General features: G+C 70.6%; 18 protein-coding genes. 10 read left to right on the top strand and 8 right to left on the bottom strand.

Annotation, left to right across the window (positions count from 1 at the left end):
* Positions 1–55: 55 nt before the first annotated feature.
* The 5 genes from JOD51_RS17680 to JOD51_RS16505 form a co-directional block, all read right to left on the bottom strand.
* Positions 56–634 (bottom strand): alpha/beta family hydrolase, encoded by a 579-nt coding sequence (locus JOD51_RS17680; RefSeq protein ID WP_372378331.1) that lies wholly within the window; start codon positions 632–634, stop codon positions 56–58.
* A 508-nt stretch (positions 635–1142) separates the two neighbouring features.
* Positions 1143–4070, bottom strand: a complete 2928-nt coding sequence (gene lanM / locus JOD51_RS16520; protein ID WP_204610525.1) for a type 2 lanthipeptide synthetase LanM — start codon at positions 4068–4070, stop codon at positions 1143–1145.
* Between the two features lie 672 nt (positions 4071–4742).
* Positions 4743–5438 (bottom strand): hypothetical protein, encoded by a 696-nt coding sequence (locus tag JOD51_RS16515; protein WP_204610523.1) that lies wholly within the window; start codon positions 5436–5438, stop codon positions 4743–4745.
* An 82-nt stretch (positions 5439–5520) separates the two neighbouring features.
* Complete coding sequence (locus tag JOD51_RS16510) at positions 5521–6630, bottom strand: Gfo/Idh/MocA family protein (RefSeq protein WP_204610521.1); 1110 nt, start codon at positions 6628–6630, stop codon at positions 5521–5523.
* Positions 6627–7427, bottom strand: a complete 801-nt coding sequence (locus JOD51_RS16505; protein WP_204610519.1) for a sugar phosphate isomerase/epimerase family protein — start codon at positions 7425–7427, stop codon at positions 6627–6629. The genes JOD51_RS16510 and JOD51_RS16505 overlap by 4 nt, the downstream gene beginning before the upstream one ends.
* 155 nt (positions 7428–7582) lie before the next feature.
* Here JOD51_RS16505 and JOD51_RS16500 point away from each other — a divergent pair, with 155 nt between their 5' ends.
* From JOD51_RS16500 to JOD51_RS16480, 5 genes are all read left to right on the top strand, one after another.
* On the top strand, positions 7583–8902 hold the full coding sequence (locus tag JOD51_RS16500; protein ID WP_259558321.1) for a carboxylesterase family protein: 1320 nt from the start codon (positions 7583–7585) through the stop codon (positions 8900–8902).
* Between the two features lie 101 nt (positions 8903–9003).
* Positions 9004–9591 (top strand): TetR/AcrR family transcriptional regulator, encoded by a 588-nt coding sequence (locus JOD51_RS16495; protein ID WP_204610517.1) that lies wholly within the window; start codon positions 9004–9006, stop codon positions 9589–9591.
* 133 nt (positions 9592–9724) lie between these two features.
* Positions 9725–10834, top strand: coding sequence for a chorismate synthase (gene aroC, locus JOD51_RS16490; RefSeq protein ID WP_204610515.1), 1110 nt, complete (start codon positions 9725–9727; stop codon positions 10832–10834).
* Positions 10835–10841: 7 nt separating this feature from the next.
* The gene (locus tag JOD51_RS16485; protein ID WP_204610508.1) at positions 10842–11186 is read left to right on the top strand and encodes a cold-shock protein; all 345 of its coding nucleotides are present in this window, start codon (positions 10842–10844) and stop codon (positions 11184–11186) included.
* 106 nt (positions 11187–11292) lie between these two features.
* The gene (locus tag JOD51_RS16480) at positions 11293–12144 is read left to right on the top strand and encodes a LysM peptidoglycan-binding domain-containing protein (protein ID WP_204610506.1); all 852 of its coding nucleotides are present in this window, start codon (positions 11293–11295) and stop codon (positions 12142–12144) included.
* A gap of 152 nt (positions 12145–12296) precedes the next feature.
* On the opposite strand, the gene JOD51_RS16475 is transcribed toward JOD51_RS16480, so the two are convergent.
* Positions 12297–13145 (bottom strand): SDR family NAD(P)-dependent oxidoreductase, encoded by an 849-nt coding sequence (locus JOD51_RS16475; RefSeq protein WP_204610504.1) that lies wholly within the window; start codon positions 13143–13145, stop codon positions 12297–12299.
* A gap of 150 nt (positions 13146–13295) precedes the next feature.
* Between JOD51_RS16475 and JOD51_RS16470 the strand changes: the two genes are divergently transcribed.
* Positions 13296–13736, top strand: a complete 441-nt coding sequence (locus tag JOD51_RS16470; protein WP_204610496.1) for an NUDIX hydrolase — start codon at positions 13296–13298, stop codon at positions 13734–13736.
* A 22-nt stretch (positions 13737–13758) separates the two neighbouring features.
* On the opposite strand, the gene JOD51_RS16465 is transcribed toward JOD51_RS16470, so the two are convergent.
* The gene (locus JOD51_RS16465; protein ID WP_204610494.1) at positions 13759–14535 is read right to left on the bottom strand and encodes an alpha/beta fold hydrolase; all 777 of its coding nucleotides are present in this window, start codon (positions 14533–14535) and stop codon (positions 13759–13761) included.
* Between the two features lie 54 nt (positions 14536–14589).
* Between JOD51_RS16465 and JOD51_RS16460 the strand changes: the two genes are divergently transcribed.
* From JOD51_RS16460 to JOD51_RS16445, 4 genes are all read left to right on the top strand, one after another.
* Positions 14590–15003 carry a MarR family winged helix-turn-helix transcriptional regulator gene (locus tag JOD51_RS16460; RefSeq protein ID WP_204610492.1) on the top strand — a complete coding sequence of 138 codons (414 nt, stop codon included), beginning with the start codon at positions 14590–14592 and terminating at the stop codon, positions 15001–15003.
* Between the two features lie 120 nt (positions 15004–15123).
* Entirely contained in the window at positions 15124–15633 is a 510-nt protein-coding gene (locus JOD51_RS16455) for a hypothetical protein (protein ID WP_204610490.1), read from the top strand.
* A 37-nt stretch (positions 15634–15670) separates the two neighbouring features.
* Positions 15671–16327, top strand: coding sequence for a nucleoside/nucleotide kinase family protein (locus JOD51_RS16450; RefSeq protein ID WP_259558329.1), 657 nt, complete (start codon positions 15671–15673; stop codon positions 16325–16327).
* A 49-nt stretch (positions 16328–16376) separates the two neighbouring features.
* Entirely contained in the window at positions 16377–17216 is an 840-nt protein-coding gene (locus tag JOD51_RS16445; RefSeq protein ID WP_204610486.1) for an NmrA family NAD(P)-binding protein, read from the top strand.
* Between the two features lie 15 nt (positions 17217–17231).
* Here JOD51_RS16445 and JOD51_RS16440 read toward each other — a convergent pair whose 3' ends face one another.
* Positions 17232–19301: an ArnT family glycosyltransferase gene (locus tag JOD51_RS16440; protein ID WP_204610478.1), complete on the bottom strand. Its 2070-nt coding sequence runs from the start codon at positions 19299–19301 to the stop codon at positions 17232–17234.
* Between the last annotated feature and the right edge of the window lie 30 nt (positions 19302–19331).

Genomic DNA, 19331 nt, shown 5'->3' with positions numbered 1-19331 from the left:
GGCTGAGTTCCACTCATTGCCGATTGAGTGAAGAATCCGTGCAGATCAGGCAGCTCTATGGGCTCTTCGGCTGAACCAGAACTTCATTCAGCCACGGCGGGACGATTGCTGACAGTTCCCGCTGCAGTGATGAACATGCTCGCGGTGAATCCATCAGGTGGCCCATTCCAGGAACGGGCGTCACGCTCATATTTCTCGCGGGGCGAAACCCTTGCGGCGGAGACTCATCGTCGAGTTCGCCTTGAAATACGAGGCGTGGTGTAGTGGCACCGTACAACTCCTGCGCGCTGCGTGCCGAGACTAACGGGTACGACATCAAGATTGCTCCGATAGCCCCAACGGAGGAGGCATTGCGGATCGCCACACGTGACCCGGCGCTGCGCCCGCCGACGATCACACGGTCGTGATCCCGTCGGGCATAGTTGACGACTTGGTGCCACGCCCGATCGCTTTCCCGATTACGGGCAGCTACATCGGAACGAAAACGGGCAGGCTGTGTGATCAGTGCTACCGAAACTTGATTGCGCAATAGCAGGTGGCACAGGAGTTGCAGGTCTGGTGAACGAATCGTTGTCGCAGCGCCATGAGTGGCTACCAAGATCGCCCTAGGGCGCTCGGCCCGGTAGTTCGACACGTATGCTATTCCTGCGTCGGTCTCGTAGCCTTCGTCGAAGGGCGTAGGTGGCGGACCGCTTGCATGCTCATCTTCGGCTGCCAAGGGTGCATCTTGAGTGTGCGGGCCGCGATGTTGACAAGCACGAGTCGTCGGATACTGCGCGCACGCGCTCGACGTGTAGGTGTACTTCAACAGTTCTCCTTTCCGAATCGAAAGGTCGCCGTCTGACTGCTCGCTGGTCAGAGGCCGCCCCCTCCCGCTGTGTCAGGGCCTGTTGCTCCTCTACCTGCTCGACCAGGCGCGGGTCAGTGAGGGTCTCACCGTGCTGATGCACACGAGTCACAATGGAATCGATCGACGGTGAGAGCGACAGATTCGGCAGGAGCGGTCGCGGGATCCAAACGGTGCGCCGGATGTCCGGTACGGGCACCCCGTTCTTGTGCATGCAGGGTGCGGGAGCGGCTTGGGTACCACCCGGACGACCGCAGTGAGCAACTACACCGAGCCAACTCGACACAGGCAAACGTCACGGTCTCGTTCCCAGCCGTAGTAGGAGGGGGCTGAGGTCGCTCGTACCCACGATTCGCTGCGATATCGCCAGAGCAATACCAGATCGTCCGGTCATCAGTCCCTCATTCCAAAGCTCGAGGTTGGTTGCATCAACTGCGCGTCGTCCGCTCAGCGTTGCAACAAGCGCTGCCAACATCCCGTCCGAGAGACTCGCTGGGTAAACCGACTCAGAGTGTTGTTCACCGACGCCCGCGAGTAGAACGTTTAGAGCAGTCATCCGGCCAGCCATCCCGTGGCACAAGCTCGTGTTCGTGACCACCGGCAGGTCTGCGACGAAGCGCAGCGCGTCGATTCGGCGTGACTCTGAATCGAATGCGCCGTAATCGAAACGGGCGAGGACGATGCCTTCCGCTCCATGGCACCATGCTTGCATCGGGGGGTCGCCGGCGACGGCGGCCGATCGGCGGTCGGACCAATGCTGTTTGGCCGAGTCCCACAGCGCGTCTTGGCTTCGCTTCGCGCCGACGAAGAGCTGAGAGGCGTGGGCCTTCCGCTCAGCGGTCTTCGCGACCGACAAGTACCGCGCAGCAGCCCATTCCACGCCAGCCACGCCGTGGCTGGCTCCTCCGAGCCAAGTCTTGGCCCACTCGTTGTCCCAGACGAGTCCTTCGGTGCCCTCGTCGCGACGGGACCTCCGGAGTAGTTCCTCCACGCTGGCATCACAAACGACGACTCCCAGCTCACGTGACACGAGGCCCACCCGGAGGAGCTCCGAGAAAACGAGGAGGCACCCGGCAGCGCCGCCGATGACGTCTGGTTCGACATCCGTGCTCAGTTTGTCGAGGCACATCGATGCAATGCGGTTGATCGCACTTCGTCCAACTGTCTCAGTCATGAGCCCGAGTTGAATACCGGCACCGATAGCGAAAGCGATCCCCGCGATGCCGCCGAAAGCTCCCGAGTCGACTGAAGCGACCTTGTCTTCCGTGCATACAGCGATGATGTCGGCCTGTAGATCCGCAGCGAGCTTGAGTGCCTGCGGAGAGCCGCTGCCTGCTCCATGAACGGCGGCAGCGAGGTAGACGCCCGCCACTCCGCCGTACAGGCCGTGGTCAGACAATGCCACCGACCACCTGTTGTTCATGGCACGGCCCACGTTCATCCAAGCGCTCGGCGCTACGGCAGCTCGCGACTCTCGGATCTCGCCGAAGACATCATCAAGGAGACGAAGGGTCGCGCTGTGATCCACGTCTTCGTCGCGCAGGAGTTCGTGCAGGTCAATGTAACGCCCGACTTCGGTCTGCGCCGCGGATCCAAATGCTGCGATGCACTTGGCAATAGCATCACGGTGACGGTGACTGTTTGCGTTCCAGTCCCGAAGCTCAGCGGTGCGCTCAAGTGCGGTCGCGAGCCCTGAGGCGAGTGGGATGTCTCCGACCGGCCCGGGGAGGGAGTGGTCGCGTGGATCGCAGTAGTAAGCCGGGATCTGCATACGGTAGAGCGCGTCGACTTCCCTCTGGAGGAAAGCGTCATCGCCGTACGGTGCCACAACGTGAAGCTGATCGCCGAGAGTCTGACGAGCCAGTCCCGAGTCCACGAGGCATCGTGGATGAGTGGCCTTGAATTGCGACTCAAAGTAGACCTGCGTCGGGCGAACGACCACGCGTGTGTGGCCGTCGTACTCATACATCGCCGATACAAGCTCAGGTAGATTCGCCCGAAGGTCGGCTGAGCAACGTTCGAACCCGTCGAGCACGGCGTCCAGGTTAGCGGCAACGCCGCTCGCTACATCGGCGGTCCGCTGGTCCTGAGTAACGCCCTCCCGACGGCCGACTCGAACGACGTCAGTGCAGTCATCCGTGACCACCATGCTGAACAACCCTGAGACGTCGCCGTCGATCGCGCCGATTGCGCCGATATTCACCCCTTCTACGTCAGCATTCGAAGCGATACGCTGCGGAAGAATTCCTGTCGTGAGTACAGAACTGAGCTGGTTCGTTCGAAGGCTGTTGTCACCCGGGTTGTTCGCGGGAACCGAGTTGAGGATGCACTCGAGGTCAATCCCTACCAGACAGCCTTGATAGGGCAAAAGGTTCTCCCGGTGGAGGTCCCGCGTGGCCGTGAAGTACGCGAATGCGATCCACGCACCAGCCGCTGTGTAGTGCGCGCGCCCAAAGCCAGTGTTCTTGTCTGCTTCGAGCCAAGGGGACCAGTGGTAGGTCCCGCGATCGAGAACGGTAGCCACTCTGACCAAATCCTGGACGCCTGCACTGAGTAGACTGGTCAAGCGGGTCATGAAGAGTTCAGGTGCCGCAGACCGCGGCTTGTACATCGCCACGTGCCCGTCCGAGAATCGGACACGGCACGCCCGTGCTCCACCGTCATGAGGATCGCCGAGCGGGGTGATATGGCTCACCTCGGGCACGATGTCCGTGCCGAACATTTCCGACAATCCGGCCGCGTCAGCCTCAGCCGCTGCCACGATCCGCTCGAAAAGCGCCGCCGTAGCGGATGTGACAGCCGTGATGCGCTCGTGCAGCACGGGGTACTTGGAATACAGATACTTCCGGTATTCCGGCAGCACTGCGCCCTCGAAGTAGGAGCGGTACCGCTTCTGTGCCGAGTCACCGACGAGCACGCCGGCGATCCGTGCGATGTTGATCTCGACGCAAATCGTTTGTGCGATCCCTGACGCGAGTTCTTCGCCTACGGTCGCCAGCACGCCTTCAACGAGCAAGGGCGTACTCCCCGCTCCGCGGTCCAGTAGTTCGCCAGCGAAGTGTTTCGCGAGACGGTAGCAATCCTCGTAAAGACCAGATGCAGTCTCATGGTCCACCACGGGGTCTGCATCGACGAATATTCCGGGTGGCGTCATCCGCGAACGGACACGCCACCCGGAATCAGTGGTCTGCTGCGAGTGACTCGATGGCTTGCCGGTCAGCACCCGCACACTCTCTGCGTGCCGACGCAAGGCGCGACGGTGCCACAGACAGTGGTCGTTGGATCACATCCGCTCGGATCGGTAATCGCGCTTTCAAAGACGCATCCGCTCGGCATGAACGCGAATTCTTCCAGGCGATCGACAGGGCTGGGCGATTGCCCGTCCTCGATGTCGGCCCCGGAGAGCCATGCTTCGGAAATGGTTGCAGCGTCCATTCCTGTCCCCTTCTTTCAGTTGTCGGGCGACCCCATGCCCGCCCCACGCGCAGGCTATAGGTCTACCGCCTCGTCACTCAACCAAACTGGTAGTGTCCTCAGATTGCGAACGGACGGCATCGACGTACAGAGGAAGTACGGCGAGATGGACGTACGTCGGGTCGGACGGACAGACATATTGACGTGATCGATTGTGACGCCGGAGATCACATGCGTCGGAGATCGCAAGGCTGTGGTCGGGAAGACGTTCGTCGCGCCCGGTCGCGCGCCCGGGAGAAAACCCGCGGCCACTCTCGTCGGTGGCCCGGTGCGCAGCATTGATCGGAGCGGTGTGCATGTACGCCAGGACGCACGCCAGCAAGTGGCCAGCGATGAGGACGAAGGTGATCGAAGGCATGCCCCACGCGAACACCTGCCCACGTCGGATCTGACTCCCACTTCTTGCCTGCCGCAACCGGGGTCAGTCGCCGGGGAGACCGATCTTCGAGCCGCGGGGGTCGTTGTTCCGACGCGGCGGTGCCTCGACGACCGGGGCCGGCTCGAGCGCAAGGGCACGGCGGCGTGCGGCGTCGGACCGCCCGATGTTCGTCACCGCCGTGATGAAGGTGGCCGACTGCAGCAGCATGAGCATCGGGGGCCAGAACAACACGAACGGGGAGTCGAGCGAGCCGAGGCCGGACAGCAGCGCTCCCGCCCAGACCAGCGCCCAGGTGATCGGCAGCAGGACGAACCGGGCCGCGAGGGCGACGGACGGTCCGACGGTGCGCTCGGCCCGGGCCAGGATCTCGTCGCGGTCCTCCGGGAGCATCGCCGGAGCACGGGCGGCGAACTGCCGTGCGATGCGCTCATCGCGGCGCCAGTCGCCGGTCCCGGTCCCGGCGGCGGTGCCTCGGAGGTCGAGATCCCGACGGTGGACCCGGAGGAACACTCCGACCAGGCACCCGAGTGCGGCCGCCAAGCAGACGATCGCCAGGAGGCGTAGGGGCCACGGCCCGTCGAAGATGCCCCAGAGCAGATCGGCGACGACCATGACAGTGCCCGAGACGACGGCGACCGTGCCGGTCACGACGGTCCGGCGTCGGAGCCGGGCCGGGTCGAGGAACTCCGACCGCCGTGTGCGGGCGATGCGCCAGCCGGTCGAGAACGCGTTGCCCATGCGGTCATCCTGCCCGGTCGCCGGGGAACGCGGAACGGCCGACCCTGGAGGAGGGCCGGCCGTTCCGGTGGTGGGGCTGCGGCTACTCTCCGGCGGTCAGGACCGCGGCGGCCGGGTCGAAGTCCTCCGGCAGCGGCGGGATCGCGTCGACGGACGAGGTGATCTCGACTGCCGAGCCCGACTCGGCGGCGTCGCGGATGCCGAGCAGCACGTCCAGGACGTGCAGGGCCACGGCACCGGAGGCGCGTTCCGGTCGGTCCTCGGCGATCGCGCGGGCGAGCTCCACGACTCCGGTGCCACGGCCCCAGGTCGAACCGACGGCGGGCAGGGTCTCGGGCTCGTCGTGCCCGTAGCGCCAGAGGGTCGACTCACCCTCGAACGTGTTCGGGTCCGGCAGCGAGATCGTGCCGAGGGTGCCGTTGATCTCGACGAAGCCCATCCGCGGCAGCGCGTGCTGGAACGAGAACGTCGACTGGGCGGACTGCCCGCCGGCGAACTCGATGAGCGCGGCGTGGTGGGTCGGGACCTCGACGGGGAAGGTCTCGCCGGCACGGTCACCAGACGCGATCGTGCGGCGGTCGAGCGACTTCGATGAAACGGCCTGCACGCGCGAAGCGGTGCCGAACGCGTGCACGAGCGTGGTCACGTAGTACGGGCCCATGTCGAACAGGGGACCGGCACCGGTGGCGAACAGGAAGTCCGGGTTCGGGTGCCACGCCTCGGGTCCGGGCACGTGGAACAGGGTCGTCGCGGTGAGCGGCTCGCCGATGTCCCCGCGCGCGATGGCCCGCAGTGCGGTCTGGATGCCCGCGCCGAGCACGGTGTCCGGAGCGGTCGCGACGCGGAGGCCCTTCGCCTGCGCCGACGCGAGCACGGCCGCTGCCGAGTCGTGGTCGGTGGCGATCGGCTTCTCGCTCCACACGTGCTTGCCGGCGTCGATGATCTGCTGGTCGACCTCGGCGTGCACGGCCGGGATCGTCAGGTTGATGACGATCTGCACGTCGTCACGGGCCAGGAGCTCGTCGACGCTGCCGGAACCGGCGACGCCGTACTTCTCGGCCTGCGCGGCGGCCCGGTAGAGCAGCACGTCGGCGACGAAGCGGACCTCGACGTCGGCGAACTGGGTCAGGTTCTCGAGGTACTGCGTGGAGATGTTCCCCGCGCCGATGATGCCGATGCCGGTGCGGCTCACTTGTCGTTGTCCTTCAGCCAGGTGAGGGACTCGGTGATGCCCTCGAAGACGTCGCCCTTGTACGCGTCGAACTCGACGACGCGGATGGCCTGCGGCGCCGCGGCGAGGATGCCCGCAACGTCGACGTCGCCCTGGCCGGCCGGGGTCTGGTTCTCGAAGGCGCGCTGCAGGGCCTCGGGCACGATGAGGGCGCTCTCGGACGAGGGCAGTGCGGTGCGGATGTCACCGTCGACCTTGCCGTCCTTGACGTGGATGGCGACGACGCGGTCGCCGAGGCCACGGAGCACGGCAGCGGCGTCCGCGCCACCGACGGTCGCCCAGAACGTGTCGACCTCGAGGACGGTCTCCGGCGCGAGCTGCTCGACGAACAGGTCGTAGACGGTGCGGCCGTCGACCTTGTTCGTGAACTCCCACTGGTGGTTGTGGTACCCGAACTGCAGGCCACGGGACGCGGCCTCGGCGGTGAGGACGTTGACGCGCTCGGCGATCTTCGCGACGTCGTCGGCGGTCTGCCAGCGGTCGGTCGGGATGAACGGGTCGATGACGGTGTGGATGCCGAGGCGCTCCGCTGCGTCCCAGATCGGGGCGGTGTCGTCGGCGTCGATCACGGCGACGTGCCCGGAGGGGGCCTTCAGGCCGGTGGACGCGAACGCACGCTCGAGGTCGGTGGCGCGCTCGACGAACGCGTAGGGCTCGACGTTCTCGTAGCCGATCTCGCGGACCCGGGCGATGGCCTGGTCGAGGTCTTCGGCGATCGCATCGCGCAGTGAGTACAGCTGCACAGAGGTGGTGGGCATTGCAGAGGCTCCTTCGATCCTGACGTGGTGTGCGGCCGACGGAGACACTGCTCCACGGCGAGACGATCCGACGCTACCGCAGAAACCACCCGCTGTGTAGTTTTCATCCCTGTGTGACGTGATCCGTGCCTCCAGGACCGTCGTACGGTTGCCTGGTGACCGCCGCGACGACCCGCACCTTCCGCACGCCCGTCGGCCGGATCGTCGGCCACCGCGACGGCGGTGTGGTCCGCGCACTCGGGATCCCGTACGCCCGCGCCGAGCGGTTCGGGCGACCGCAGCCGGTGCCGCCGTTCACGGCGGACTTCGTCGCCGACACCCCCGCGCCGGTGCCGCCGCAGCCGGCGACGCCGGTGCTCGAGGAGCTCATCCACCCGATCGAGGCCCAGGTGTCCGAGGACTGCCAGGCCCTGTCGGTGACGGTGCCCGCGGACCTCGGCGAGGACGAGCTGCTGCCCGTGATGGTGTGGATCCACGGCGGGTCGTACGTCGTCGGCGGCGGGGACATCCCGATCCACGACCCGCGGGCGCTCGCCGAGGAGCAGCGGGTCGTCGTCGTCGCGGTCACGTACCGGCTCGGCGTGCTCGGGTTCCTCGGCGACGGGGAGCGGGTGCCGGCGAACCTCGGGCTGCTCGACCTGGTCGAGGCGGTGCGCTGGGTGCACGCCAACATCGCGGGGCTCGGCGGCGATCCGGAGCGCATCACCCTGTTCGGGCAGTCGGCCGGCGGTGACGCGATCGCGCACCTCATGGTCGCCGAGGGCACGGCCGGGCTGTTCCAGCGGGCCATCGTGCAGAGCGCGCCGCTCGGGCTCTCACGCCGGCGGGCGCGGATGAACCGAGCGATGCTCCGCGCGGTCGGCACCGTCACACCGGGCACCGCGCTGGACGACGTGCTCGAACTGCAGGCGGCCGCCGAGAAGGTGGCGCTGCCGTACGGACTGCGCGGTGGGATGCCGTTCGGCACGCAGTACGGACACGCGCCGCTGCCCGCGGAACGGGACCTGGCGGACGCGTGGCGCCGCGCGGCCCCGCACGTGGAGGTGCTCATCGGGTCCGCCACCGACGAGGCCGCCCTCTACGTGCCGATGATCCCGGGCCTCCCGGCCGTCGCGCGCACCCGGGTCGGGCGGGCGCTGCTCCGCTGGTGGCTCGTCCGCCCGCTCAGCGAGGTCATCTACGGCCGTGACGCCCGGGCCTTCGCCGCCCGACACCGCGCCGCCGGCGGTCGGGCCGTCGTCTACCGGCTGCACCGCGGGGTGACCGTCCGGCCGACGGGGGCGGTGCACATGAGCGACGTGCCACTGCTGCTCGGCGACCGGGCGGCGTGGGCCGGCAGCCGGTTCGTGCCGGAGCAGGACTGGGCGGCGGTGGAACGCCGCGGGCCGGGACACCGGGCGATCTGGGCGGAGTTCGCGCGTACCGGACGCATCACCGCGGCCGACGACGAGACGCTGACGTTCGACCGGGGCTGACGTTCGACCGGAGCCGAGCACTCGCGGCCCGGCGACGGGCTCGGCCCCACCCCTCGAACTGGCGGTCGCGCCACCGGGGCCCGGGCCGGATGATCGTCCTCATGCCCGCGCCCGACGTCGACCTCCGTCCCCGTGTCGTCCGGGCGGCGATCGAGGCCTTCCGCCGGTCCGACTTCCACGCCGTCGGACCCGCCGAGGTCGCCGCGCTCGCCGACCTCACCCCGCAGGACGTCACCGACGCCTACCCGGTGTGGGAACTGCTCGTCGTCGCCGTCATGAACCGCTGGAACAACGGCGACCGTCAGGCACTCTGGCCGATCGCCGAAGAGCAGGGCGCTGCCGCGTACCTGCGCGCCCGGCTGGAGTCCGGGCTCGCGGACCCGGGGCTCGTCCGCATCCGGATCGCGACGCTCAGTGCTGCCTCGGCGCCGACCCACCCCGCGGCCGGCTGGTTCCGGAGTCAGTACGTCCGGTCGTTCGAGGACATCACCCTCGCCCTGGTGCGGGACGTCGTCGCCGGTCGCGAGCCGCACGGCACCTCACCCCGGCACGCGGCGGAGCAGCTGGTCGCCCTGTACGAAGGGCTGCAGATGCAGTCGATGATGCGCGACGACGGCGACCTGCTGTCGGGGTGGGATCGAGCCGTCGCCCGGATGCGCGCCGGGTGGGGCGCGGTCGCACTCGTCTGACACGCGCGTGGACGCGCCGTCGTCCGAGCGCTCCACGACCCGGCGATGCCCCATGATCAGGCTCGTCGCGCTACGGTCGAGGGTCGCCTGGCCACCGCGCGCCCGTGCACCTGACCACTGATCTGGAGGACCCATGTCCGGCAGCACGTTCGGAGAACTGTTCCGCGTCACCAACTTCGGCGAGTCACACGGTCCTGCGGTCGGCTGCGTGGTCGACGGATGCCCTCCGGGCATCCCCCTGACCGAAGCGGACATCCAGCACGACCTGGACCGGCGGCGTCCCGGGACCTCCCGGCACGTCACCCAGCGGCGGGAGCCCGACCGGGTCGAGATCCTGTCCGGCGTCTACGAGGGTCGGACGACGGGCACGCCGATCGCGCTGGTGATCCGGAACGAGGACCAGCGCAGCAAGGACTACGCGGACCTGCTCGACACCTTCCGGCCGGGCCACGCGGACTACACGTACTGGCGCAAGTACGGCCTGCGCGACCCTCGCGGCGGCGGGCGCTCGTCCGCCCGACTGACGGCGCCGATGGTCGCGGCCGGTGCGATCGCCCGCCAGTGGCTCCGCAGCGAGTGCGACCTGCAGATCGTCGGGTGGATGAGCCAGCTCGACGACATCGCGGTGCCGTTCGTCGACGAGTCGCAGATCCCGCTGAACCCGTTCTTCGCCGCCGACGCCGCGGTCGTGCCGCGGCTGGAGCAGCGCATGGACGAGCTCCGTGCCGCCGGTGACTCGTGCGGTGCGCGGATCGACGTCGTCGCGCGGAACGTCCCGGCAGGCCTCGGCGAGCCGCTCTTCGGCAAGCTCGACGCGGACATCGCCAGCGCGATGATGAGCATCAACGCGGTCAAGGGTGTCGAGATCGGTGCCGGCTTCGACAGCGTCAGCCAGCGCGGCAGCGAGCACGGCGACGAACTGACCCCGGACGGCTTCGCGAGCAACAACGCGGGTGGGGTCCTGGGCGGGATCTCGACCGGTCAGGAGCTGCGGGTCTCGATCGCGATCAAGCCGACGAGCTCGATCCGCACGCCTCGTCGGTCGATCGACCGTGACGGAACACCGACCGTCGTGGAGACCAAGGGCCGGCACGACCCGTGCGTCGGGATCCGTGCCACGCCGGTCGTCGAGGCGATGCTGGCGCTCGTGCTGATGGACCACATGCTGCTCCACCGGGCGTACGACGGAGCGGTGTCGTTGCCGGTCCCGCCGATCGAGGGCCCGGTCTGGCCGAGCGCATGACGGACCGATGACGACGACGACGCCCGGGACGGTGCGCAGCTGGAACGCGGACGACGGCTGGGGAGTCGTCGACCTGGACCCGGTCGTCGGCGGTGATCCGGGCCTCCCGGCACCGGTGCGTGACGTCTGGGTGCACTTCGGTGCGATCGTCGGGCGCGACGTCGGGTACCTGGTGCCGGGCGAGCGGGTGAGCGTGACCTGGGACGAGGTCCCGCACCCGCCGTACGGCGGCCAGGCGAGCGCGGTCGTGGTGGCCGACGGCGACTCGGGTGGCGGGCCGATCGAGGCGTCCGACCCCGGCGTCATGAACAGCACCCTGACGATCGAGTGGGACGAGGGCTCCACGAGCTGACCGGCGGTCCGACCGGTCGTCCTCGGACGCATCGACCTGGTTCCAGGTTGGTCACGACCGCCCGCACCACTGCCCCGACCGGCAGCCGATCTGCGAGTATCCGACCATGAGGGGTACTCGAACCGCCGCCGTCGGCATCGCTTCCGCCGCGATCGTGTTCCTGGCGACCGGGTGCGGGGTCTCCACGGCCTCGCCGGGTGCCGGACAGCCGACGGCGTCACCGTCCGCGACGCAGGTCCCGACGCAGGTCCCGACGCGGACGCAGACGACGCCGACGCCGACCGCGGACGCGGCCGAGAAGTCCCCGGCACTCTCGGGGGTCATCGCGACGGGGACGTTGGCCTCGCCGGACGGCAGCACGTCGGGGACGATCGTCCTCACCGCCGCCGACGGTGTGGTGACCGCGACCATCGACGACTTCCGCTCCACCGCGACCGGTCAGCTCGACCTCGACCTGACGCCGTACGCCACGACGGCCACCTGCCCGAGCGACTCGTGGCGGTTCGTCATGAACGGCGTCGACGCCGAGCCCCACACGTGGTCGCTCCCGATCAGCATCGAGGGCGGTCCCTTCGAGGTCGACCCGTCCTACCTCCGCAGCGCCGTCGTCCACGTCGACGCAGCGACCGGCACCGCCGGCCCGGACGGGTGCGTCACCCCGGTCCTGGCGGCCGCACCACTGACGTGGGACGTGCCGGACACCCGCGCGGACCTCGTCGTGGTCGACCACGGCACCCGCGCCGGCGCCACCGGGACGACGACCTCGACGAACGGTGCGCTGTCGACCTACACGGTCACACCGGGCGACACGTTCCCGGCCATCCGGCAACGCTTCGCCCTGACCGTGGACGACGTCGAGTACCTCAACCCGTTCAGGGCGGATGCCTCGGATGCGGCACTGCGGTCCGGCACCGTGTACAACCTGTCGGCGGCGAACCGGGGCGTGCCGCCGGCGTGAGTCCGGACGGTCGCGGTCAGGTCGACGCGGGGTCCCCGCACGGGACGCTGACCGTCGGTGCCGACGCTGCTCGCGCAGCGCACCGGACGGGAGGCGCGTTGCGGGTGAGCGGACCAGGTCACCGGCACCGCGCCTCCCGTCCGTCACCGCGGTCACCCCAGCTGGTCGACCAGCCGCTCGCCCGCCGCCCACGAACGCGCGGCGTTCGCGGTGCTGATCGACGCGGGCAGCGGCACCGTCCGCCCGCGGTCGTCGACCATGCCCCCTGCCGGACCCAGGTCGGCGGTCCGGGACGCCAGGTGCTCGGCGACCGGGCAGGTGGCGCGGGCGAACCGGTTCGCGACGCTGCCGACGAGCCGCAGGGGCAGCGCCTGTCGACCGAGCAGGTCGGACCGGATCAGCCCGGGGTGGAAGACGGCGGCGCTGATGCTCGGTTCGGTCTCGGCGAGGTGCCGCGACAGGAGCAGCTTCCAGGCGACCGCCTGCGTCAGGACCCGGACCCCGGAGGTGTTCGCGTCCACACCGTCGACGGCGAAGTCCCCGAGCCGGCGGACGAGTGCCGGTGCCACGCCGACCGTGAGGACGCGGGCCTCCACTGCCTGACGGAGGAGCGGCAACGCGGCGCGCGTCAGCAGGTGGTGCGTCAGGGCGTTCGTCGCGAAGCTGCGGGGGATGCCGGGCCGCAGGTCACCGTGTTCACCGACGGACCCGGTGGCGTTCACGAGCACGTCGAGCCGGTCGACCGTCTGACCGAGGTCGTCGACCAGGCGGGCGACCGAGGCCGGGGAGGTCAGGTCGGCGACACGCGACTCGACCGCGACGTCGGCGCCGGGCGTCGCGTCCTGGACGGCACGGACCGCGGTGCGAGCACGGTCGGCGTCCCGCGACAGCAGCACCGTCCAGGCACCGAGGCGCGCGAGCCCCTTCGCGACGGCGAGCCCCACGCCGGACGAGCCGCCGGAGACGAGGACGGTCGTGCCCGCCATGCGATGGGTTTCCATGTCGACCTCCGGATCGATGGCACTGCGTGTCGTGAACCTAGCACCCGCGGCTCGCGGCTCGCGGCCCGGAGGACCGGGCGGGCGGGCCGCCGGGACGGGAGGCCCGGCGCGGCGCTCCGGCATCGGTCCGGTCCCTGGGATGGTCGGGTCATGGAGTACACGGACTACGACACCCGGCTGGCGTCCTACGCCGTCGTCACCGACGGGGACCGGGTGCTGCTCGCGCGGTTGAGCTGGCCGGACGCCGGACTCTGGACACTGCCCGGCGGTGGTGTCGACCTGGACGAGACCGTCGAGGAGGGCGCCGTCCGCGAGGTGCTCGAGGAGACCGGGTACGACGTGGTCGTCGAAGAGCTGCTCGGGGTGCGCTCCCACGTCGTCCCGCCCGAGCGTCGGAAGACGCAGAACGGCCGACCGATGAAGGCCGTGCAGGTGGTGCACCGGGCCCGGGTCGTCGGGGTTTCGCTGCGCCACGAGGCCGAGGGGACGACGGACCAGGCGGCATGGGTGCCGATCGCCGAACTTGGGTCGCACCGCCACGGGTTGCTCGTGGCGCTGGCACTGCGGTGGGCGGGCGTCACGGCGGAGTGAGCTGTGCCTCCCGGCCGCCGTGTCAGTGCTGCGTGACGAACGGGTCGAGCACGGCCCAGGTGCGCTCGGGCGCCTCGAGGTGGGGCAGGTGCCCGGCCGCGGCGACCTCGGCGAACACCGCACCGGGGACGGCGGCGGCGACCGCACGACCGTAGCCGGGGGTGATGACGCGGTCGCTGGCGCCCCAGACGACGAGCGTCGGGACGGCCACCGCCGACAGGCGCCCGAGCAGGGTCGGGTCGCTCATCGCCCGGCCGGCGAGTACCGCCATCGTCTGCCCGTTCGCCTGCAGGACCGTGCGCTGTTCCTCGGTCACGAGCGCCGGGTCCTGGTAGCCGCGCTCGGGGTCGTGCCAGGCGACCTCCGCGAGGCCGCGGGCGTCGAGCGCGAAGAAGTCCGCGATCGGTTCCCCCGGGACGACGACCCCGACGGTGTCGATGACGACCACCCCGCCGAGGACCCCGGCGGACCGCTCGTCCGCCGCGGCCTGCACCGCCATCTCGAGGGCGATCCACCCGCCGATCGAGGACCCGACCACCAGCACGTCGCGCTCGCCGTGGTCGCGGAGCCGGGTCAGGTACGCCGACGCCAGGTCGGCGATCGACGCGATCGACTCCGGTCGCTCGGTGCCGTCCCAGCCCGGGTGCGTGGGAGCGTGGACGTGTCGGGATGCGGCGAGGTGCTGGACGATCGGCGCGACCGTCCGGGGCCCACCACCGCCGTGCAGCACGAGGGCGATCGGTGCGGCGGGGTCGCCGGCGCGGAGGACGGGCAGGTCGTCGGGGAGGGTGTTCGGCATGGGTGGAACTCCTGAATCAACATATTGATCTAAATGTGTTGATACCGTAGCACCATGACGACGGACCTCGAACGGCTCGGCCAGGCGGTCAAGCGCGCGCAGTACCGGAACCACCGCACGATGGACCTCGCCCTGCAGGACGTCGGGGTGACCCTGGTGCAGTGGGACGCGCTGCGAGCCGTCGACCGGATGCCGGGCGCGTCCGGGCACGACCTGGCCGTCGCCACGTTCCAGAGCGACCAGGCGTTCGGCACGCTGGCGTCCCGACTCGTCGAGCGCGGGCTCATCGAACGGACGGCGGGACGCGGGCGTCGGCTCGTGCACACCCTCACCCCGACCGGGCGCGAAGCGCTCGACGACGGACACCGGGTGGCCGCCCGAGTGCTCGAGGAGCTGTTCGCCCCGCTCGACGAACCGGGACGGGCGGCGCTGATGGCGGCGTTGACCACCCTCACCGCGGGGGAGTGACGCGGACGACGTGCCACGCGCCTCCCGGCTCGTCGCGGTCGGTCACGACTCGGTCTCGTACCGGTCTCGATACCGCATCGAGCCGTCGACGGCCGCGGCCGGTCCGCCAGGATCGTCCGCATGGGGAACCTCCGAACCGTCCGCACGTCCGTCGTCGTCGTCGCGGTGCTCGCGACGACCGCACTCGCCGGGTGCTCCGCCGGCGACGGAACGGGCACGGCGCCGAGCCCGTCGCGCACCCCCTCCGCTGCTGCGGCCGCGGACCCGGAGCAGGCGACCCCGGAGCCCGTCGACATGGACCAGGACGACAGCGCTGCCGCGACGTGCGGTCAGATCAGCGCGTTGGAGACCGTCGCGCACAACGCGCACGTCGGCCTGTCCCGCGGAGAGCTCACCCAGGCGCAGTTCGATGCGCTGGCGGCGTCGGTGCGGTTCGGGTTCGAGCAACTCGTCACTTCTGACGCGAAGGTGTCGCCGGCCGTGGACTGGGCCCAGCGGTACCTCGAGCAGCACCCCGGGCCGACGATCGACGACACGACGGCGGACTGGGAGCTCCGGGTGCGGACGATCAGGACCGCATGCACCGAGTCCGGATCGAACATCGTCGTGTCGGCGAAGTACGGCGGCTGACCGGCGTCGCCGCCCGGTCATGCAGCAGGATGGGGGCGTGAGCACGCCGGAGCCCCTGTCCGCCGACCAGGCCGTTGCACGCGCGGTGGCGCTCGCCGCAGTCGGCGGTCGGAGCGTGCTCGGCATCGCGGGTGCTCCCGGCGCGGGCAAGTCGACCCTCGCCCGCCGGGTCGTCACCGCGGTCGCCGAGCAGCTCGGCCCGGGCGTGGCCGTGCAGGTCCCGATGGACGGCTTCCACCTGGCGAACGCCGCACTCGACGCCCTGGGCCGGCACGACCGCAAGGGCGCGATCGACACCTTCGACGCGGCCGGGTACGTGGCGCTCGTCCGCCGGCTGGTCGGAGGTCCGGACACGGCGGGTGCCGAGACGATCTGGGCGCCGGACTTCGACCGCCGCGTCGACGAACCCGTCGCCGGCAGCATCGCCGTGCCGTCGGAGACCGTGCTCGTCGTGTCCGAGGGCAACTACCTGCTCGACCAGTCCGCCCCGTGGCATGAGTTGCCCGGGCTGTTCACCGAGACCTGGGCGTGCGTGGTCGACGACGACGTCCGCATCGACCGCCTGGTCGGCCGGCACATGCGCCACGGCCGCGACCACGAGTCCGCCCGGGCCTGGGCCGTGGAGGTGGACGGCGTCAACGCCGCACGCGTCACGGCGGACCTGCACCGGGCCTCCGTCCTGGTCCGGACCTGACACCCGGCCACCGCACCATCCCGCACCACCCGACCGACAGGAGCACGACGTGACCATCGCCATCACCGGAGCGACCGGCAAGATCGGCGGCGCCGTCGCCCGCGCGCTCGCCGCGGACGGCACGCCGTTCCGCATGGTCGTCCGCGACGCCGCCCGTGCCCCCGAACTGCCCGGCACGGAGGTCGCGGTCGCCACCTACGCCGACGCCGACGCAGCCCGCGCCGCCTTCGCGGACGTCGACGTGCTGTTCCTGGTGTCCGGAGCGGAGGCCCGTGACCGGCTCGACCAGCACCGCACCGTCATCCGGGCCGCGGCCGACGCCGGCGTCCGGCACGTCGTCTACACGTCGTTCCAGGGTGCGGCCGCCGACGCCACCTTCACGCTCGGACGCGACCACTTCTGGACCGAGCAGGCGATCCGCGACACCTCGATGGCGCACACGTTCCTGCGCGACTCGTTCTACCTGGACTTCGTCGAGGACCTGGTCGGCGAGGACGGCGTGATCCGCGGTCCGGCGGACGACGGCGCGATGGCCGCGGTCGCCCGGGCCGACGTGGCACGGGTGGCGACGGCGGTCCTCCGCGAGCCGACGCGACACCTCGACCGCACCTACGACCTGACCGGGCCCGCGGCGATCACGCTCACGCAGGCGGCCGCGGTCGTCAGCGAGGTCCGTGGCCGCCCCGTGTCGTACCACCGCGAGTCCCTGGAGGAGGCCTACGCCTCCCGGCAGCGCTGGCAGCCCGAGCCGTGGCAGGCCGACGCCTGGGTCAGCACCTACACGGCGATCGCGGACGGGTCACTCGCGAAGGTGTCCGGCGACGTCGAGCGCGTCACCGGTCGGCCGCCGATGACGCTCCGCCAGGTCCTGGAGGCCCGGGGCGCCTGACCCGCGCCGGTCCCGTCAGCGGCACTGCCAGAGGGTCCAGCCCGTCGGCCGGTCGTGGGCCGAGGCGCCGGACGGGTGGCGGGCCTCCCGGTCGGCCGGCCCGGTGTGACGGCCGGAGCGGAGGCGCGACTGGTCGGACGACCCGGGCCGCACGCCGGGTACGAATCGCCGCACCGATCGGCAGGGGTCGTGCGCCACGTACTGGCGGACCGGGTCGTGCGAGGAGGCACTCGCGCGCTCCACGAGCAGCCGGACCCCGGAACGGACCTGGGCGCGCACCTGACCGACCGTGAAGACCGGGACGCGTCCGGAGTAGCCGCCGTCGGTGAGCACGGCCCGACCGGTGCTGGCGATCACCGGGGCGGAGACCCGCCACGAGTCGGACAGGAACAGCGGCCGCCCGTCGCGTCCGCCGCCGAGCCCGAGCGCGGTCCGGACGAGCACCCGGATGTCGGACGCCGTCGACGTCGTCCCGCCGGTGAACGCGGGCGACGACACGTGGAAGACCTCGCGGTCCCCGTGCGCGCCGCGTGCCGCCAGGCTGTCGACGGTCCCGACGGAGGCGTCCTCGCCGGACCCGTCGCGCTTGGCGTCCAGGGCCTGCAGCGAGAACGCGGCCGGTCCGGCGAGGAGCGCGGCGGCGGTCGCGACGGCGACCAGGCCCCGCAGGCGCCGTCGGCCGGACCGGTCGTCGGCACCGGCACGTCGTGTGGACCAGTGGCCCCGGGGGACCGCGGCGAGGACCAGCGCGACGGCGGCGGCCGCCAGCCCCACCAGGACCGCGGGCCGCGCCAGGACCTCGGGCGTCCCGCCCGTGCGGTCCAGCCACCGCCACCAGACCGTCTCGACCAGCAGCAGGACGGCGAGCGTGTACCGGGGCACCGGCCGGGAGGCGCGGAGCAGCACCACCGCGCCGCGCCACCCCGAGGCGGCCAGCAGGCACAGCTGCACCCCGAGCGCTGCGACGTACGCGGTGTGCGGGATGTGGACGGCCGACAGGACCGCGGCGGCGGTGCCGGTCCAGACGAGCAGGGTGACCGCCGTGGCCCGGGTGGCCCGGGTGGCCTGACGAGCGCGGTCGTCCTGTCGTGCTCCGTCCGGCCCGGTCCGTGCGCGGAGGGACAGCAGCGCGAGCACCGCACCGAGGACCGCGGCGGGCAGCAGCCACTCGACCTGCGTCGCGTACTGCGGGTCGACGAGCTTCGTCAGACCGGTCCCGTCGCCCGCCCCGGCGATCCGGTGGATCCACGGGGACGTGCCGTGTTCGGCGGGCACCGCGCCGGGGAAGAGCCCGGGCAGGAACCGGCCCGAGCCGTTGTACCCGAACACCATGGCGAACGGGTCGTTGTCCGTCGAGCCGTCGATCCACGGCCGCTGCCCCGCGGGCACGAGGGCCAACGCGACCGTCCACGACAGTGACGACACGACCGCGACGGCCGCCAGGACCGACGTCCGCACCAGCCGTCGGCCGTGCGCCGTGCCGAGCCACGTGCCGAGCAGCAGCGCGGGGAGTACCAACCAGGCCTGCAGCATCTTCGCCTGGAACCCGACGCCGACGGCCAGGCCCGCGGCGACGAGCGGCCACCACGTCCCGGTCAGCACCGACCGCTGCCAGCAGCAGAGCGCGACCGCCAGCGCCGCCGTGACCATCGCGTCCTCCATCGGGTGCGCGAACATCGACACGAAGACGGGCGTCGTCGCCGCGGCGGCCGCGGCGACCAGGCCGGTGCCCGGACCCGCCCAGCGCAGTCCGACGAGGGAGCACGCCCAGATGGTGACGAGCCCCTCGACCACCTGGGGGAACGCGAGGGCCGCGGTCGAGTCCCCGAGCAGCCGCAGGCTCAGCGCCTGCGGGACCGCGAAGCCGCTGAGCTTGTCGAGCGTGACCGTCGCGCCCGGGTCGAACGCCCCGGAGGCCAACGCGGCCCAGGACTCGGACATCGACCGGGCGGCCGCCTGGTAGAAGGTGAAGTCACCGCCGCGGGCGAGGTTCCACGAGAACAGCACGGCGGCGCCGACCAGGATGCCGACGAGGGTCCAGCGTGCGCCGGGGTGCTCGTCGCGCCAGCGTGCGGGTCTCGTCATCTCGTCCACATCCGGGACGATGGCGGTCCA

Source organism: Curtobacterium herbarum, from assembly GCF_016907335.1.
GTDB lineage: Bacteria > Actinomycetota > Actinomycetes > Actinomycetales > Microbacteriaceae > Curtobacterium > Curtobacterium herbarum.
The sequence above is the reverse complement of the archived record's forward strand: the minus strand, read 5'-3'. Positions and strand labels throughout refer to the sequence as shown.